Source organism: Photorhabdus heterorhabditis (assembly GCF_001280945.1).
Lineage (GTDB): Bacteria > Pseudomonadota > Gammaproteobacteria > Enterobacterales > Enterobacteriaceae > Photorhabdus > Photorhabdus heterorhabditis.
The window spans coordinates 17499-31979 of sequence record NZ_LJCS01000013.1 but is presented as its reverse complement, the minus strand read 5'-3'; the positions used below and the strand labels follow the sequence as shown (position 1 = coordinate 31979).

The 14481-nt window shown below is 43.3% G+C and carries 15 protein-coding genes and 2 pseudogenes; 2 read left to right on the top strand and 15 right to left on the bottom strand.

Annotated elements, in window-relative coordinates; all coding sequences use genetic code 11:
* Nucleotides 1-346 precede the first annotated feature (346 nt).
* A pseudogene (locus AM629_RS07040) lies at nucleotides 347-1213 on the top strand (tail fiber protein).
* Nucleotides 1214-1533: 320 nt separating this feature from the next.
* Here the strand turns inward: AM629_RS07040 and AM629_RS07035 are convergent.
* The 4 genes and pseudogenes from AM629_RS07035 to AM629_RS07020 all read right to left on the bottom strand — a co-directional run.
* Nucleotides 1534-3108: a phage tail protein gene (locus AM629_RS07035; protein WP_054477459.1), complete on the bottom strand. Its 1575-nt coding sequence runs from the start codon at nucleotides 3106-3108 to the stop codon at nucleotides 1534-1536.
* 564 nt (nucleotides 3109-3672) lie between these two features.
* A complete protein-coding gene (locus tag AM629_RS07030; protein WP_054477457.1) occupies nucleotides 3673-4338 on the bottom strand; it encodes a CoA transferase subunit B in 666 nt (221 codons plus the stop codon).
* Nucleotides 4328-4999 (bottom strand): acetate CoA-transferase subunit alpha, encoded by a 672-nt coding sequence (gene atoD, locus AM629_RS07025; protein ID WP_054477455.1) that lies wholly within the window; start codon nucleotides 4997-4999, stop codon nucleotides 4328-4330. The genes AM629_RS07030 and atoD overlap by 11 nt, the downstream gene beginning before the upstream one ends.
* Before the next feature lie 40 nt (nucleotides 5000-5039).
* Nucleotides 5040-5540, bottom strand: a pseudogene (locus AM629_RS07020) (sigma 54-interacting transcriptional regulator); the annotation flags it as partial.
* 1105 nt (nucleotides 5541-6645) lie between these two features.
* On the opposite strand from AM629_RS07020, the gene cspE reads away from it, so the two are divergent.
* Nucleotides 6646-6861: a transcription antiterminator/RNA stability regulator CspE gene (gene cspE / locus AM629_RS07015; protein WP_054477453.1), complete on the top strand. Its 216-nt coding sequence runs from the start codon at nucleotides 6646-6648 to the stop codon at nucleotides 6859-6861.
* A gap of 411 nt (nucleotides 6862-7272) precedes the next feature.
* Here cspE and AM629_RS07010 read toward each other — a convergent pair whose 3' ends face one another.
* The 11 genes from AM629_RS07010 to AM629_RS06960 are packed head-to-tail and all read right to left on the bottom strand — an operon-like array spanning nucleotide 7273 to nucleotide 14476.
* On the bottom strand, nucleotides 7273-7890 hold the full coding sequence (locus AM629_RS07010) for an HrpE/YscL family type III secretion apparatus protein (protein WP_054477451.1): 618 nt from the start codon (nucleotides 7888-7890) through the stop codon (nucleotides 7273-7275).
* Entirely contained in the window at nucleotides 7869-8495 is a 627-nt protein-coding gene (locus tag AM629_RS07005; protein WP_054477449.1) for a Yop proteins translocation protein K, read from the bottom strand. Before AM629_RS07005 ends, AM629_RS07010 begins: the two co-directional genes overlap by 22 nt.
* A complete protein-coding gene (sctJ, locus tag AM629_RS07000) occupies nucleotides 8495-9232 on the bottom strand; it encodes a type III secretion system inner membrane ring lipoprotein SctJ (RefSeq protein WP_276525717.1) in 738 nt (245 codons plus the stop codon). Before sctJ ends, AM629_RS07005 begins: the two co-directional genes overlap by 1 nt.
* A gap of 6 nt (nucleotides 9233-9238) precedes the next feature.
* On the bottom strand, nucleotides 9239-9577 hold the full coding sequence (gene sctI / locus AM629_RS06995) for a type III secretion system inner rod subunit SctI (RefSeq protein ID WP_054477445.1): 339 nt from the start codon (nucleotides 9575-9577) through the stop codon (nucleotides 9239-9241).
* Nucleotides 9577-10143, bottom strand: coding sequence for a YopR family T3SS polymerization control protein (locus AM629_RS06990; protein WP_054477443.1), 567 nt, complete (start codon nucleotides 10141-10143; stop codon nucleotides 9577-9579). The genes sctI and AM629_RS06990 overlap by 1 nt, the downstream gene beginning before the upstream one ends.
* Entirely contained in the window at nucleotides 10136-10489 is a 354-nt protein-coding gene (locus AM629_RS06985; protein ID WP_083451892.1) for a YscG family type III secretion system chaperone, read from the bottom strand. Before AM629_RS06985 ends, AM629_RS06990 begins: the two co-directional genes overlap by 8 nt.
* A gap of 2 nt (nucleotides 10490-10491) precedes the next feature.
* Nucleotides 10492-10746, bottom strand: a complete 255-nt coding sequence (gene sctF / locus AM629_RS06980; protein WP_054477439.1) for a type III secretion system needle filament subunit SctF — start codon at nucleotides 10744-10746, stop codon at nucleotides 10492-10494.
* Nucleotides 10739-10951, bottom strand: a complete 213-nt coding sequence (locus AM629_RS06975; RefSeq protein WP_054477437.1) for an EscE/YscE/SsaE family type III secretion system needle protein co-chaperone — start codon at nucleotides 10949-10951, stop codon at nucleotides 10739-10741. Before AM629_RS06975 ends, sctF begins: the two co-directional genes overlap by 8 nt.
* Entirely contained in the window at nucleotides 10948-12219 is a 1272-nt protein-coding gene (gene sctD / locus AM629_RS06970; protein WP_072161834.1) for a type III secretion system inner membrane ring subunit SctD, read from the bottom strand. The genes AM629_RS06975 and sctD overlap by 4 nt, the downstream gene beginning before the upstream one ends.
* Complete coding sequence (gene sctC / locus AM629_RS06965) at nucleotides 12216-14066, bottom strand: type III secretion system outer membrane ring subunit SctC (RefSeq protein ID WP_054477435.1); 1851 nt, start codon at nucleotides 14064-14066, stop codon at nucleotides 12216-12218. The genes sctD and sctC overlap by 4 nt, the downstream gene beginning before the upstream one ends.
* A complete protein-coding gene (locus AM629_RS06960; protein ID WP_054477433.1) occupies nucleotides 14054-14476 on the bottom strand; it encodes a YscB family type III secretion system chaperone in 423 nt (140 codons plus the stop codon). The genes sctC and AM629_RS06960 overlap by 13 nt, the downstream gene beginning before the upstream one ends.
* Nucleotides 14477-14481 lie beyond the last annotated feature (5 nt).

Sequence of the window (14481 nt, the reverse complement as noted above, 5' to 3'; positions counted from 1 at the left end):
TCCTGAAAATAACCAAATCTACTTATATCATAGAAAAGCACTGCAATAATATTAATTTCGCCCGAGCTACAAGAACAGTGGGCGAGAGTGTCTTTTACTGAGCAGTCAATATGTTCTCATAAAACGAAAGTCAGGATTTACTTAAATGTGAGATGATTTTGCTCAATAATACTGTTAATAAGTGCCCGTCAGTGGTCGAGTACTTATTCTGAGTTTTCAGGGCGGTAATCAAGCATAAAATACTCCTGCCAGAGAAAAAGTCACTCAAAGTGAAGGCTTATATAATTAATGATGTTGCACTTATTATGTGAATCTATCAACATTATTTAATTTTAGGAGAAAGTGTATGAGTCACAAGAATGATTTTAAGGCTTTTTCTATTAGTAATAATGCGAATGTAATAAGCCAGGGGAAATATGAAGAAAACCAGAGTTTGCAGACTGGATTTCCACCGGATAATGTTTCTACTCATTTGTTAAATAAAGTATTGCGTCAAGCATCAACCATATCATCTGTCGTAGCTGAGTTTATTGCAACATGATCTGACAATGATGTTTTGGATGATGGAAATATAGCCAGTCTCACCGGTCAATTAAATAAAGCTTTAGAGCAAAAAATTACAACAGATATTCCCAGTGCTTCATTAACACAAAAAGGTGTTGTCCAACTGACAAATGTGATTGGCAATAGCGACACATTGGCGGTTACACAAAAGCTTATTCAGGAGGTAATAAGTTCATTACGTGAATATACCCGTGAAGAGATAGATAATAGGATTAACATAGCCAGTGAAGTTCCTATCGGTTCTCCTATTCCATGGCTGTTGCCCCATCCACCTATTGGCTATTTCACTTGTAACGGTTCAGCTTTTAATAAATTACAGTACCCAAAATTAGCTGAAGCTTATCCTGATGGGAGATTACCCGATTTAAGAGATGAGTTTATCCGCGGATGGGATGATGGGCGTGGCATCGATATTGGACGTAATCTATTGAGTACTCAGGCTGATGCGTTTAAAAGGCACAATCACAGTATTTCGACTACTAATAGCCCGAGTAAAACTCTTGAGGATACAGACCCCGTGCGTGGTAGTCTGATTGGAGGAGCTAGCTATCGAGGGGGTTTAGGGGAAAGAAAGTCTATTGGAATGAATGGTGAGCACGAAACCCGTCCCCGCAATATTGCCTTTAATTACATAGTAAGAGCAGCATAATGACTGAACAAAAATATGCTTATTGAAAGCCCAAAAAACACAAGAAGCAACTTTACCGGAATGGAAGTAATACAGAGTATTACTAAGCAAGGTAGATATTTTACAAGCTACTAATGTTGGATGGCCGGGGATGCCAAAAGTAAGAATAGGGAATTGTGGGCTGTTGTCTGCCAAGTGAAATAATGTGATTTTTCACTTGGCATTATATCAATGAGAATGTTTATTGCTTTATTGGTAATACATATTTACACAGCTTTTATTTCTCCTGGAGAGGAATACCGAGATTCTATTACAGGGCTATATAGCCCTGATTGCCATTATTATGGTTTTTCAGGTGCTTGCACACGAACATTGATCATTCTTCCGTCTGGAATATCGCATAGTTCACCATCATTGTAATAAACGATTTCTCCTATGGCAGTTATGCTTTTGACGCGCTTGTTTTGAGCAAACTCTGGCGCGTCGGTATTTTGACGATGATAACATTCGATAGTTATATCGCCGCTGGATGTGTCTACCGATTCGCGAACCCAAATAAGATTTAACCCGTTGCTGTCTGCTGGAACGACAGTGCCACCGTGAATTCCCCATGCTCCATCTTTGGCAAAACCGTTGCAGCCGCTGATACGATATTTCCCGGTATCTACACGCTTAACAGTCATTCCTTCAGCTTCGCAGGTTAACTCGTAAGTTCCGTCTGGATGAATATCTACAACTGGGCTGGCTTTTCTAAGAATGCCGTTAGCGTCAGGGTGTGCGTTTTTGTCTGTCCAAAGTCGGCTAACTTTTGTATTTCCGCCCCCATCATTTCCGTGGATAAAGCTAATACCGGCATAGTCATAATGCGCGACAAATCCTGCCCATATGTCATGCATTCTGGTTATATAGCCGCCTGACCATGGATAGCCAATACCATGATCCCCGTTAAATCTGAATGAATGACCGCCCTGCGGCAATGATTTTATCCATGCTGTAAAATCAGTTATATTCGCTTGAGTCACATATTTTGGTTGGATAAATTCAGATCCTTCGGATTTTGCATATGCTCCGATATCCGCCGCAGTTGGTTTATGTTTTGTTGTGTAAATATAAGTCCAATCTTCCTCAAAACCATAACTATCACGGGCAGAGCGATAAGCAATTCCGCCATTTCTGTATTGCACTTTCAATTGAAAAGCGGGGCAACTTCCAATGCCGTTATTGAAATGAGCGATATGCGAAGAATCTATTCCAGGGTTCAGCAAATCATATAACCCTGTGTTTGCGTTCCAGGGGACTTGATTATTAACAGTGTATCTTTCTGTTAATCCGAGCTTAAATGCTCCCACATCCCCGGCATTCAGAATGACATCTCCGGTCAACGCCTTGCCGTTAATTTTTCTACTATTCGGCACGGCATTCTTGGCCTGATTCACCGTTTCCGTTAATCCGATATTTTTCACAAACGCATTTTTATCAGGAATGTCTGCGCCATTTTGGTTTTTTGCCAATTTGTTGTTAGCATTCTCATTGACATCAGAAACAAGTTTCTGAGTGACTGCAAGTGAATTACTGTTGCCGGTTTTGTCTGTGAGTTGAACTATTCCTTTTTGAGTTAATGAAGCACTGGGAACTTCTGTTGCGATCTTTTGTTCTAAGGCTTTATTTAATTGAGTAGTGAGTTTGACTATATTTCCATCATCCAGAACATCATTGCCAGATTGTGTCTCTATAAAATTAGCTACGACAGATGATATGGTTGATGACTGACGTAATACCTTATTTAACACATGAGTGGTAATATGCTCTGGAGGAAACCCAGTTTTCAAACTTTGTTCTTCTTCATATCTTTCTTGGCTTACTACATTTGCATTATTGCTAATAGAAAAAGCCTTAAAATCATTCTTCGTACTCATATACTCTCCTCAAATTAAATAATGCCGTTTTATGGTAAATGTATTAAATTATTATGAAAGTAACTCTCTGAGATGCACGTTAATGACAGTTTAGTTCGAAGTGAGAATAATGAAATGTTCTTATAACTTAGATGGTTAACTATTTTTGTATAATTGGTGTAAATAAATTATTTAATATTTTTAAACCAGAAATATATCTAAGCTATTTATATTTTGTATGGATATTTAGTAAGGTAAAATATATTGAATTTGTTCTAAGTAATATGTTTTTTATATCATTTCACTCTGTTTTATGCGTATTATGTGTTGGTGAAAAAATAAATCAGTTTATACGTAACTTATAATCGATAAAAAATTATATACCCGTCATCTTTCAAGCTGCTGCTTGAAAGATGACGGGTATATTTATTCACTGTTGTTCGGTTTTCTTTTATTTATAATCCGGCGAGGCACAGCTCTATGTTAAAAACATATTCTGTATCAGGTGAACGTCCATGGTCAATAGTATGGCAATTTGGTGGGCTGGTGAAATAATGGCTTATAAAACCAGCTGGTTACTGCTAATTATGCGCCGTTCTCTTGTACCGGAATAGGCATAACTTTGAGGTCATGCGCAATGCTAAATTCTGCTTCAGTTTTTTCCCGCAGAACTTCTGGTGTGACGTTTGGTGCATGTTCTTTCAGGATTAACTGGCCTTGTTCAAAGTAGAAGACGCCCAGTTCAGTGACAATCATGCTGACTTTGTTGATGGCGGTAAGTGGCAGAGTACATTGCTTGACAATCTTTGCAGAACCATCTTTGGTACAGTGTTCCATTGCAATGATCACTTTGCGGGCACCCGTGACAAGATCCATGGCGCCCCCCATGCCGGAGACCATTTTTCCCGGTATTGTCCAGCTCGCCAGATTGGCATGCTGGTCAACTTGAAGAGCGCCCAAAACACAGGTGTTTACGTGACCACCTCGGATCAGAGCAAAAGAGAAGGCACTATCAAACATGGAGGCTCCGGGCCGAATGCCACAGGGTTTTCCACCGGCGTTAACCAGATTGGGGTGGATTTCTGTAATGGGACCCAAGCCGAGAAAACCGTTTTCTGATTGGAGGGTAACATGAATATTATCGGGCAGATAGTTCACGACTTGCGTGGGAATGCCAATGCCAAGGTTGACAACGTCGCCGTCTTGTAGTTCGAGAGCAACGCGGTGGGCAATAAGTTGTTTAGCATTCATTATTGTTTTCTCCTGGATAAACGATGTAGTCGATCAGTGCACCAGGTGTGATAACGCAATCCGGTGCAATTTCTCCCACTTCAACTAGCGCATCCGGCTCAACCAGCGTGACGTCAGCAGCCAGAGCGATCAAAGGGTTAAAATTCCGCGCGCTTAATTGGTAGGTCAAGTTACCATGATAGTCGGCAATATGGGCTTGAATGAGTGCTAGATCGGCGCGCAGTGGCAGTTCCAGCAAATAGTCTGTTCCATTGAGGGTTATTTTTTGTTTTCCATCTTCTACAACCGTACCCACTCCAGTAGGGGTCAAGAATCCGCCTAAACCTGCTCCGCCACAGCGAATACGTTCAATCAACGTCCCCTGAGGAACCAGTTCCACTTCTAGTTCTCCAGCAATCATTTTGTGTCCGGTTTCTGGGTTAGTACCAATATGTGAGACGATGACTTTTTTCACCCTGTCATTCGTCACAAGAAGACCAATACCCATGCCGATGTGACCAGTATCGTTGGCAATGAGGGTCAGATCTTTTACACCGGAGTTTAGTAATGCGGAGACTAACCGGGGAGGTGTCCCTATGCCCATAAAACCGCCTATCATGATAGTCATGCCATCATAAAAATGCTTTGTGGCTTGCTGGATGCTAATGCATTTATTTTTCATATTTATTCCCTTATATGATGTACAGAAGCTGACTTATATGACGAAATTCTCCTCTTTCCACCATAGCAGTCAGATTACGGTTGGTTGCTGCAATCAAGCGAATGTCGGTTTTAATAGTCTGGTTGCCGCCTAGGCGTTCAAATTCTTTTTCTTGTAATACACGCAGTAGTTTGGCTTGTAAGTTAGGTGGCATCTCGCCAACTTCATCCAGCAACAGAATGCCCTGATTGGCGCGTTCAAACAGACCCTGACGTTGTATCTGTGCGCCAGTAAAGGCCCCTTTTTCATGGCCGAACAGTTCACTTTCCAGTAAAGATTTAGGTAAAGCTCCACAGTTGATTTTGATGAACGGTCTTTTAGCCCGTGGGCTGTTGTAATGAATGGCTTTAGCGATTAGTTCTTTACCGGTGCCACTTTCGCTGGTGATCAATACCCTCGCATGGCTGCGGGCAATTTTCGCTGTATCTCGGCATAAGGCCATCATTTTGGGGCTGTTAGTCAAGATCCGCTCCCAGCCGTAGCTATCGGAAAGGGCACGGTGTCGTTGATTGACTTCCTGCTTCATCAATTAGCCTCCGAAAAACCTCGCCGTTCAGAGTAAGGGGAAAGCGGTGATTGGGAGTATAGAAAGTGTTGTTGAGCAGGAGCAAGGGCGAAAATGGGTAAGTGTGAAGGGCTTCTAATGGGTTTGATTAACTCTAGCCTTATAGGTGTATGGTGCCGGGATAATTTGGTAATGCTGAGAGGTACGACATGGTATTTTATGTCGTACCTTTAATCTATTTGCTAAGGTAATTGTAGGTCAGGATTTCTAAGAGAAATAGTTATAGTTCCGACATGATTACCGTTGCGGATATCTTTTCCATAATTAAAATCAAAATATTTCATCTGGTCTACGGTTTCTACTACCTTTCCGTTGATGGCTGTGAAATTCTTACGCAACATGGTATTCAGACCATAAGCATTAGCATCTTTTGGTGCAACATCAATGACGGCTTTTCCTGTATTTTTTCCCCTTTAGCCATGAATATGAATGTTGGATAAAATGTTAGGAATTTAGTGGTAAAGGATGGAACTTTAGCTATATTTAACCATTAGCAATATATGATAAATGACAGGTATATGTCGTGTTGCTCATGGACCAGTTGTTGAGAATGGTACTCGGTTTTTCCCATATTCTAAGGTATCACAGCTCGTTAACTGCGATGGTTATTTAAAGACTTATAGATGTTAACTTTATTTTCATTAATTTCAGGCTACGGATTGTAGCTTGATTAGGGTGTTATGGAAAAATTGTAAATTCAAATCAGTGCCGTAATCTTGGCAAATAGAGATTGTGGATAAAAATTTTTTATAATTAGTTAGTTATGGCTATGGTAAAGCCGAAATTTAAGATAAAGGGGAACACTAATAGAAAAAATAAAAGAAATTAAAACTTGCTAATGGTCAATAAATGTGAGTTAATAGCGTCACTGGTTTGGAAGTACAGACCTATTTATGAAAAAGAAAGTTAAAGCAGTTCACCATTTAGCGTTATCCCTGATACCTCTTCATTGCGAATTCCTTCTAATTAGTACCCATAAGTAAAACTGAAAAACAGACCTCATACGCCTCGTGGCAACTTAATAAAATTAAAGGAAAATGTTATGTCTAATGCAATGACTGGTTCAGTAAAATGGTTTAATAACGATAAAGGTTTTGGATTTATTTCTCCAAAAGATGGTAGTAAGGATGTTTTTGTCCATTATTCTGCAATTCAGAGCAATAATTTCAAAACACTAGAAGAAGGTCAGGAAGTTTCATTCTCTATTGAGAATGGTGCTAAAGGCCCAGCAGCAGTAAATGTTATCGTATTATCCTGATTTGACTTAGTTGCTTGAATCCATTAGCGACTTTACGATAGCGATGAAGGTGATATCCTGAGCAGTTAAAGTTGTTAATAAGTTAAAACCCGCTTGATTGCGGGTTTTTTGTTGGTGGTAGCCGTATTTTATTTGATTTTCTGTTCGGCTTTTTCGTATTGGCTGTTTAAATAGAAACTAGAGGATTAACATGGAATCGTCTTTTCTGACTTCCAATTAAAGGTGCTTTCACCTTTAGAGTGAACTCCTGTCTAGCCCTTCCGCAGTGTTGTAAAACTCTCTTTAAAACGTACTAACCTCATTTTTGTGTATGTTTCAGAAATAACGAATCTGACGTGTTTGGTGGTAATGAGTTCATGGATTATCGCGTTGAAAATGGTTGTTTGTGAATCTATCAAGGTGACAAAATCATTAACTTTTCCATTTGCTATTAATCGCGGACATGAGCGCGTCGAGTTGGCTATCTAAGCTGGCATCAATGATCCCCACTTCTGTTTCTAGAATACAACCGCCCTGATCGAGGCGATCATCAGCAGTAACTTCCAAGTAGCCAATTTCAGGAAAGTCTTTATGTACTCGAGATATCTGTTCGCGCACTGTTGCGGCCTGTTCAGGATTAACACGTAGGATGACCTGTTTTTGGTTGCTGACTAATGAAAGCGCTTCTCGAACCACCTGTAAGGTAAGGGAAATTTGATCGTAATTCTTCAGGATCTTTCGTACAGCCTGTAATACCACGTCGCTCATTTGTTGCTCAATTTGCCGGTAGTATTGCTGGCATTGCAATTGAGTTTGATGAATCAGGCTAGCTTGTTCTGCACGAGCGGCATCAATTCCTGCCTGCCAACCCAGCTCTTTTTGCTGTTCATAAACTGTTTGAGCCTCTCGTTCAATTTCTCTCGCTTGGGCACGGGCGGCATCAAGCAATGATTCGGCACTGAGACAGGTCTGATAGTCTGCTTTACGTAGTATCAGAAGTTCAGGAGATAGTTGAAGGTGTTCTTTTGTTATTTTAATAAAAGGTAACATTCTATATTCACTTGTTTAGCTAATTTGAGACACAATGCTTGTGCCAATGGTCGTTCGGTCTGATTGACCGGCCAGTCTGGGAGGTTTTCATGGAGAGGAAGCCGCAGGTTCAGACATTTAACGAAGTCAGCGGGAAGGGGACTTATTGCCATTAGCCAGAACTGTAGCGCGCTGGTACGAAAATAGTTCGCAGTAATTGTAGGCGGTAATGGACGTTGCCAACCAGGCGGCCAGTTGCCGATGATGATATCGAGGTACTTTAAGCAAAAATGATGTCCCTCTCTCCCGAGTGAGTCATGCAAGTGGCGAAGTTCTGTCGCCAGCAGGCAATGGCGAATAGCTTGTCCATGAAGTAAGGCTCCCAGCCAGGTAAGAATCTGCTCTAGATAGGATTGCTTTAATAGGGCGATATTTCCCAACCGGGTCGGAAATTCATAGTCCACATTCAGATCAAATTGAGTCAACAACAGCCTATTGATCCTAGGAGAGCTACGCCATTCAGGAAGGGAGGACAAGACTGAAAGCCATTCTGGTGGCAGATGGTCAGAATGAATATAGCTGGCAGGGCAGAATCGGAACTGGTAGGGGGTTAATTCTGTTGCCATTATTGCACCTTGCTTCGGTGCCACAGGAACTGAGCTAAATTGCTGATAAATAGCAAGGCTAATAATAAAACCAAAAGCCCAACCAAGCGCCCCTGTGATTCTTCAGTGACTTGGATAGAGAATAAAGTCGTGTACCTTGGTGCTAATGGTACTTGACGCACGCCAGCCGCAGGAACTAATACGACGCTGATACGATCATAACTCAGCCCTTCAATGCTGTTATTGACCAATTGCTTTATCTGGGGGATGTAAGTGTCCAGTTGAACGTCAGCCGCGTGTTTGATGAACACGGAAGAAGAGGCCGGTGATAATTTTTTACCCAGTCTGTCTTGCTCCTCCGGTAAAACCACATGTACTCGTGCCACGAGTACTCCATCGATCTCCGAAAGTGTTCGGGCAATTTCCTGTGCTTTGGCAAAGTTGAGCCGAGCGCGTTCTTCTACCGGGGAGGAGATAAGGCCATCTTTGGGGAAGACATCCTGTAGAGAGGAAAAGTTTTCTCGTGGATACCCTTTACTCTTGAGCACCTCAACAGCTTGTGCGACATCAGATTCTTCAACTAACAATTTGATATTGCCATCTTTATCTGGCTGCTTATCAGAGGAAATGCCCGCTTCCCTGAGCAAGGCTAACATTTCGTTGCCTTCTTTTTGGCTAACTCCGGTGTAGAGTTCGATTTTACAGCCAGTTAGCATCAGGACAGCGAGCATAACGCAGATTATATAGGGTTTCTTCACAACTCCTCACTGGGCTTTCATTAGAGTTTCAACGTTTTGATTGAGTCGTCCTACCGTTTTGGCAATCAGCTCTTCTTGCAGGGTGATGCGCATCAGAGACCACTGCATTTGCATCAGGCTATTGGGATCACTGCCAGGGATAGCTAGCTGTGTTTCCAGTTCTTGTTTAGCTTGAGTAATCTGTTGTTTGAGCTGACCCAATTCACTGATCAGGTTGTTTTCAATTCCCTGATTTTGATTGGACATAGCAAGTTCAAAACGGGCAATATTTTCGGCACTGGCCTGAGGTGTGTTGAGTTCATCCAGGTTGGTTATCAGTGTCTCGCTTATTTGTGGTAGGTCCATTATTCCTCCAAATCGAGTTTGTGTGAGTTTCGTAGCAGGTTATCCATCATACCGTTACGGGGGATCAGTGTTTTTAACTCACGTTGGATTAGGTCATTCAGGTACTCATTACCTGCTAACGGTTCAATTTTACCCAGTACCTTGAGAAGTACGGTTTCCTGTTGGCGGCCTGTAGGCGCGAATTCACGAACAATTGCTCTGAGTTCTGGTATATCTAGGGATGGGTTGACGGGCAATGCCAAGCCACCAAACTGCGACCACAAGCGTTCTTGGACAGGGGTAGTAAGTTTGGCCTCTAACTGGGCATGTTGCGAAGGTTGGCTTTCAGGCGATAAGGTCTGATACCACTGCCAGATAGTTTTACGCTGTGTCGTTGAATCGAAGTCGCCTAAGACAGTTTCCAGCGGTTCGCCCTGAATCCAGCGTTGCTGCCGCTCTTTCAGCATTTGCTGATCGGGCAGGATTTCCAGTGCTTGCTCGAAGCTGTGTTGATGCCCAGAGCTGACCGGAGTCTGTGTCGTTGGTTGCGACACGGTGTTATAGGATGACCCTTCTATCCTATTCATGAGTCAGTTGTTCCCGCATGCCGTCAACAAAGGAGAGCAATTGTGGATCGTCACTGCCCGCCATTCGCGTCAGCCTTTGTTCCAGAGCTGATGCCAGCCCCAGACGCCACTCACACAAAGCTAACCAAGGTTCGAGGCCAGGCCAGGGAAGGTCCCGGCCAAAATCCAGAGCCTGTTGATATTTACCTTGGTTCGTCAAAGAAGAGAGCCGAATCAGGCTTGCTGCTTCTTGTCCTTCATCGCTTGACATCAGCCAATCGGCAATAATGTTGGCTTCGTTATGGCAGTGATGACCGCTTCCAACCAGAGCAATATCTGCCAGTAACCCTTTGAGTGAACGTGTCATGATTAGATCTTCTGTAATATACCCTGCATCAGGTCTTTCATAGACCGGGTGACAGTAGAATTAATGTTGTAGATTACCGACCACTTGTTAATCTTGTGTTGCAATTCAGCCAGCAACGCGGGGTTATCAGGGCCGCTATTAAGAGCGGTGATTGCATTACTAACGTCGGTGTTAGCTGTGTTGGCTTGGGTACTAAGCTTTTCAGCAACCTGATCGAGTGTATTGACTGTGCCTGTGTGTTCAAAAATTTTAGCCATGATGGCCCCCTTCTGTTGTGTTAAGTATTGTCATTGCAGCTTGGATGGCATCAGCTTCCAACTGCCACTGTTGGTATTCTTGTACCGAACCTCCACGTCTCAAGCGTTGTTTGATATCGTTTAGCGCCCGAGAGAGGCGGTGTTGTATTTCGTTGACATAATCGGGATCAGCACCGAACAGTCGGGCCTCCAGGGATGTCATCATAAAGCGGGGCTCCTGTTAAGTTTGATGATAAATTGCTGTTCACCTTTGATAATGACAATGGCATCGTTGCGGATTGCTTCGATCCTTAAACCATTTTCTGTCGTTGCTCCAACCGGGTAACGCAGGTTATTTTTTAGTACCACATAGGGTACGCGTCCCAAGGAAACTGCTCGGACATCGAAGTTCAGTTCATCATGGCGGGAGAGCCGGTTGTTATTCAGTAATACCAGAGCTGGCCGGTTACCGAACTCTTGTTGAAATACTTGCTGTAAGCGGTAGAAGCTGTGAGTTTGGTGTTCATCCAATTGACCTGTGAACTCGATACGATCACTTTTATCCTGATAGGTTAGTGTGCTGGGTAAATCATGTTTAGCCAGTAGCGTATGTAGTCTCTTGAGATGGCTACCGGTTTGCATCGTCTGGTTTTCTATGCCAAGCAATCCAGGAACGTCGCGTTTAAGCAGTGATTCGATGTCATTCCAGTTCTGGTCAGCATCAGTTAATTCTCCGGTAAGGCGAATCCAACCAGGTTGTTTGCTATTGCTGCTTTGGATGTGGGTATAACCTAATTTCTGTAAGATGAAATCTACTCCCTGAAGTAATTCTTCCATAGTACGTAACTCTAGGCGGTAATTAAGAGGGTGAGTATCAAGATATTGTTGCAGTACCAGCCGATGGTGGTTGCGGTCCACATAACCCTTTATCAGTAGAGGCCCGTTATTAGGTGTCATTTGTACACTAACTTGACGATAGGCTGAGTCGTCATTAAGAAAACGGCGTAGTTCTTGCTCGGCTATACCATTGGACGTGTTGCTTCTTTTCCATCCTTCATGCCCAAGTAGAGCCAGAAAACCGAGTGCCAGTACCAAACAGAATACCAACATCCAGCCGGCGACTCGGTTGCGATTTTGTCGGGCGGGGTGCTGGTATGGGGTTGTCACTGGCTCGGCAAGTTGGTTTGGGAAGGTATGTTGTTGGTCACAGAAAGCCCATAGCAATGGGCCTGCTTCCTGACGGGCCAGCGCTTGCAATAAGGCACCCGGCGACAACGGTTCGCCGTTCTGATTTGGTGGTGCTTCACCAGCCCATTCCAACAGACGGATTGCGTCTGGTTCTACTTCTAAGATGAGATGCACAGGGGCAACATCCTCATCTACCAGGACGATGTCTGCTTGTAGAGGGTCGGAGCCGATGGTTAGACGTCCTTCAGCTAAATTGACCTCAATACTTTTATTTAGCCCGCGGTAAAAGCGAATTTTCCAACTCATCTGCTCGCCTTATTTTGTGCACGAACGCACCAATTATCCTTAAGTGAACATTGTTGTTCGATGATTCTCCATCCATAAACTTTGCCCATTCGGCATGAGGCCAGAAATGAGCTTTTACCTGCTTGCCGTAACGTTTCTTGTACTTGACGGGCAGGGGATAATGGTTGGCATTGTGCACTACTTAGTGCTTTACTCAGAGAAATGCTCTGATTAGAGATATCTTGTGTTGCCAGTAATCCGGTACGTAGATCCTGACCGTTACCCAAAGCCAGATAATTAGCTATTCCGCTATCAATTAGTCGTGGTTCAATAATGAACAATCGTACTGATCGTCTGACCTGTTCAGTGGTAGTGCGGAACAAGACACCCAAGTAGGGGATGTCGCCTAAGAATGGTACTTTGCGTACAGTTTCACTCATCTCATCACGGTAGATCCCGCCGATTAGCAGGCTTTGACCATGCCCAACCCGGGCAACTGTATCGACAATGGTTCGGTTAATTGTAGGAATGCTACCTAAGCCTGAACTATTGGGTTTCTGGTTACCATCTTCAATGTGTAGATTTAAACTGATTTCAGGGGCATCTCCTATTTTGACGACTCTGGGCGTCATGCGTAGCATGGTGCCATAGGTAAGACTCTTAAGTTCAGCCACCCGCTCACCTTCAACTTTTACGTAATAGGTTTCATTGTGGTCAATGACTGCCTGGGTGTTCTCCTGAGTGAGAAGTGTCGGGCGGGAAACTACCTGAGCACTGCCTTTGCTTTCTAACAAGGTTATTTTGGCCAGTAAATAATCCAGGCCACGGCGGTCGACTAAACTACCCAATGCAGTTGAACTGGGGCTTTCGCTTTTTCCTCCGCTCTTCTCTCTTTCCCTAGCTGAGGTTGTAATATCAATCACATGACGTGGACCGGTGTTGATGCCTACCTGCCAGTCGACACCCAACTCTGAGAGATTGTCCGCGTTGATGTCAACGATGGAAAGGGCAACTTCAATACGAGCTAATGGTTTATCCAGTGCATTGATTAAATGCGCATACATGGACATCCTTTCAGGATTGTCTCGTACAATGATTGCATTTAAAGCGGGTTCTGCTTGTATGACAGCACGGCTTGAATGGTTTCCTCCCATAGATGATGACTTTTCACCAGTGACAGTAGTGACATTGGCATCACTAAGCAGGCGGGAGAGGATGGTGGCTATACCCGGAGCTTCAATATTGGTATCACGATACTGGATCTTGCGATCGACAACTGAAGCGTATTTAAGTGGGAACATTTCTATGGTTAATGCGCCCGTTTTTTCGCTACGTAATAGTGACTGTTGTTCTAATGCAGAAGCGGTCTGATCGACCAGTTCAAGATAGCGGGGAGGGCCAGATACGTAAACTAGTTGGTTGGTTGAGTCAGGGCGCCAACCAAAGCGTGATTCCCAGATGCCAGCACGTATTAATACCTGCTTTAATTCTGCTGCGTTGGTCTGTTCAAGCTTAAAGAGACGCGATTGTATTTCGCTATTTTTGAATACATAAAGCACACTTCCATCGTAGTACCAGACCAGATTGTAGAGAGAAGATAAATGTTGCAGGAATGCCTGAGGACTATCTTGCTCAAAATGACCGCTAACCTGATCAGTCACTTTATCACTGACAATCACTGATGCTTCATAGTTAGCACCAAAATTAACCAGCACATCCCGTAGGCTTTCTCCTTTAGCCAGATAGTTATAAGGTGTGGGCAACCAGTCTAGATCCTGGCTAAATGCAGAGGGGAGCATCATTCCGCTGATACTTAATGACAACAGTAAGAAACGGCATATCCGTTGGAACTGCTTCATGGCTGCCATATTACCTGTTTCCATGGTGGGGCAGATGGCGTTTCTGGTAATAAAATCATTACCTGTTCCAGTAGGTCGATATGCATGGCTATCATCTGTTCCAGTATTTGAACATCCAGATTGTCAGGATCAAGACGTGCTTCCAGAATAAGATTCTCTGATTCATCCAGGACGAGTGCTTGAGGAGCATAGCGTCCCCAGTGAGTGACTTGTTGAAGTAATATTTTTAGTAATTCAGCGCTTGTCGGATCTTTTAGGTTATGACGCCAGTTTAGCGGACTGGATAACACAAGTTCGGTTCCCTGTTGGCGAAGGAACAGGTTGTAGTTATCAATGTGCAGATGGTAGTGTCCTTGTCTGTCGGAAACAAAAGGCTTATGGCCCAAGTGATTGGCCAAATGATTGAGTAGAGTTTGCATGTTTC

What these genes read in the sequence shown, in the direction of transcription:
- AM629_RS07035 (WP_054477459.1), bottom strand. Translation starts at nt 3,108, where the DNA reads ATGAGTACGAAGAATGATTTTAAGGCTTTTTCTATTAGCAATAATGCA.
- AM629_RS07030 (WP_054477457.1), bottom strand. Translation starts at nt 4,338, where the DNA reads ATGAATGCTAAACAACTTATTGCCCACCGCGTTGCTCTCGAACTACAA.
- atoD (WP_054477455.1), bottom strand. Translation starts at nt 4,999, where the DNA reads ATGAAAAATAAATGCATTAGCATCCAGCAAGCCACAAAGCATTTTTAT.
- cspE (WP_054477453.1), top strand. Translation starts at nt 6,646, where the DNA reads ATGTCTAATGCAATGACTGGTTCAGTAAAATGGTTTAATAACGATAAA.
- AM629_RS07010 (WP_054477451.1), bottom strand. Translation starts at nt 7,890, where the DNA reads ATGTTACCTTTTATTAAAATAACAAAAGAACACCTTCAACTATCTCCT.
- AM629_RS07005 (WP_054477449.1), bottom strand. Translation starts at nt 8,495, where the DNA reads ATGGCAACAGAATTAACCCCCTACCAGTTCCGATTCTGCCCTGCCAGC.
- sctI (WP_054477445.1), bottom strand. Translation starts at nt 9,577, where the DNA reads ATGGACCTACCACAAATAAGCGAGACACTGATAACCAACCTGGATGAA.
- AM629_RS06990 (WP_054477443.1), bottom strand. Translation starts at nt 10,143, where the DNA reads ATGAATAGGATAGAAGGGTCATCCTATAACACCGTGTCGCAACCAACG.
- AM629_RS06985 (WP_083451892.1), bottom strand. Translation starts at nt 10,489, where the DNA reads ATGACACGTTCACTCAAAGGGTTACTGGCAGATATTGCTCTGGTTGGA.
- sctF (WP_054477439.1), bottom strand. Translation starts at nt 10,746, where the DNA reads ATGGCTAAAATTTTTGAACACACAGGCACAGTCAATACACTCGATCAG.
- AM629_RS06975 (WP_054477437.1), bottom strand. Translation starts at nt 10,951, where the DNA reads ATGATGACATCCCTGGAGGCCCGACTGTTCGGTGCTGATCCCGATTAT.
- sctD (WP_072161834.1), bottom strand. Translation starts at nt 12,219, where the DNA reads ATGAGTTGGAAAATTCGCTTTTACCGCGGGCTAAATAAAAGTATTGAG.
- sctC (WP_054477435.1), bottom strand. Translation starts at nt 14,066, where the DNA reads ATGGCAGCCATGAAGCAGTTCCAACGGATATGCCGTTTCTTACTGTTG.
- AM629_RS06960 (WP_054477433.1), bottom strand. Translation starts at nt 14,476, where the DNA reads ATGCAAACTCTACTCAATCATTTGGCCAATCACTTGGGCCATAAGCCT.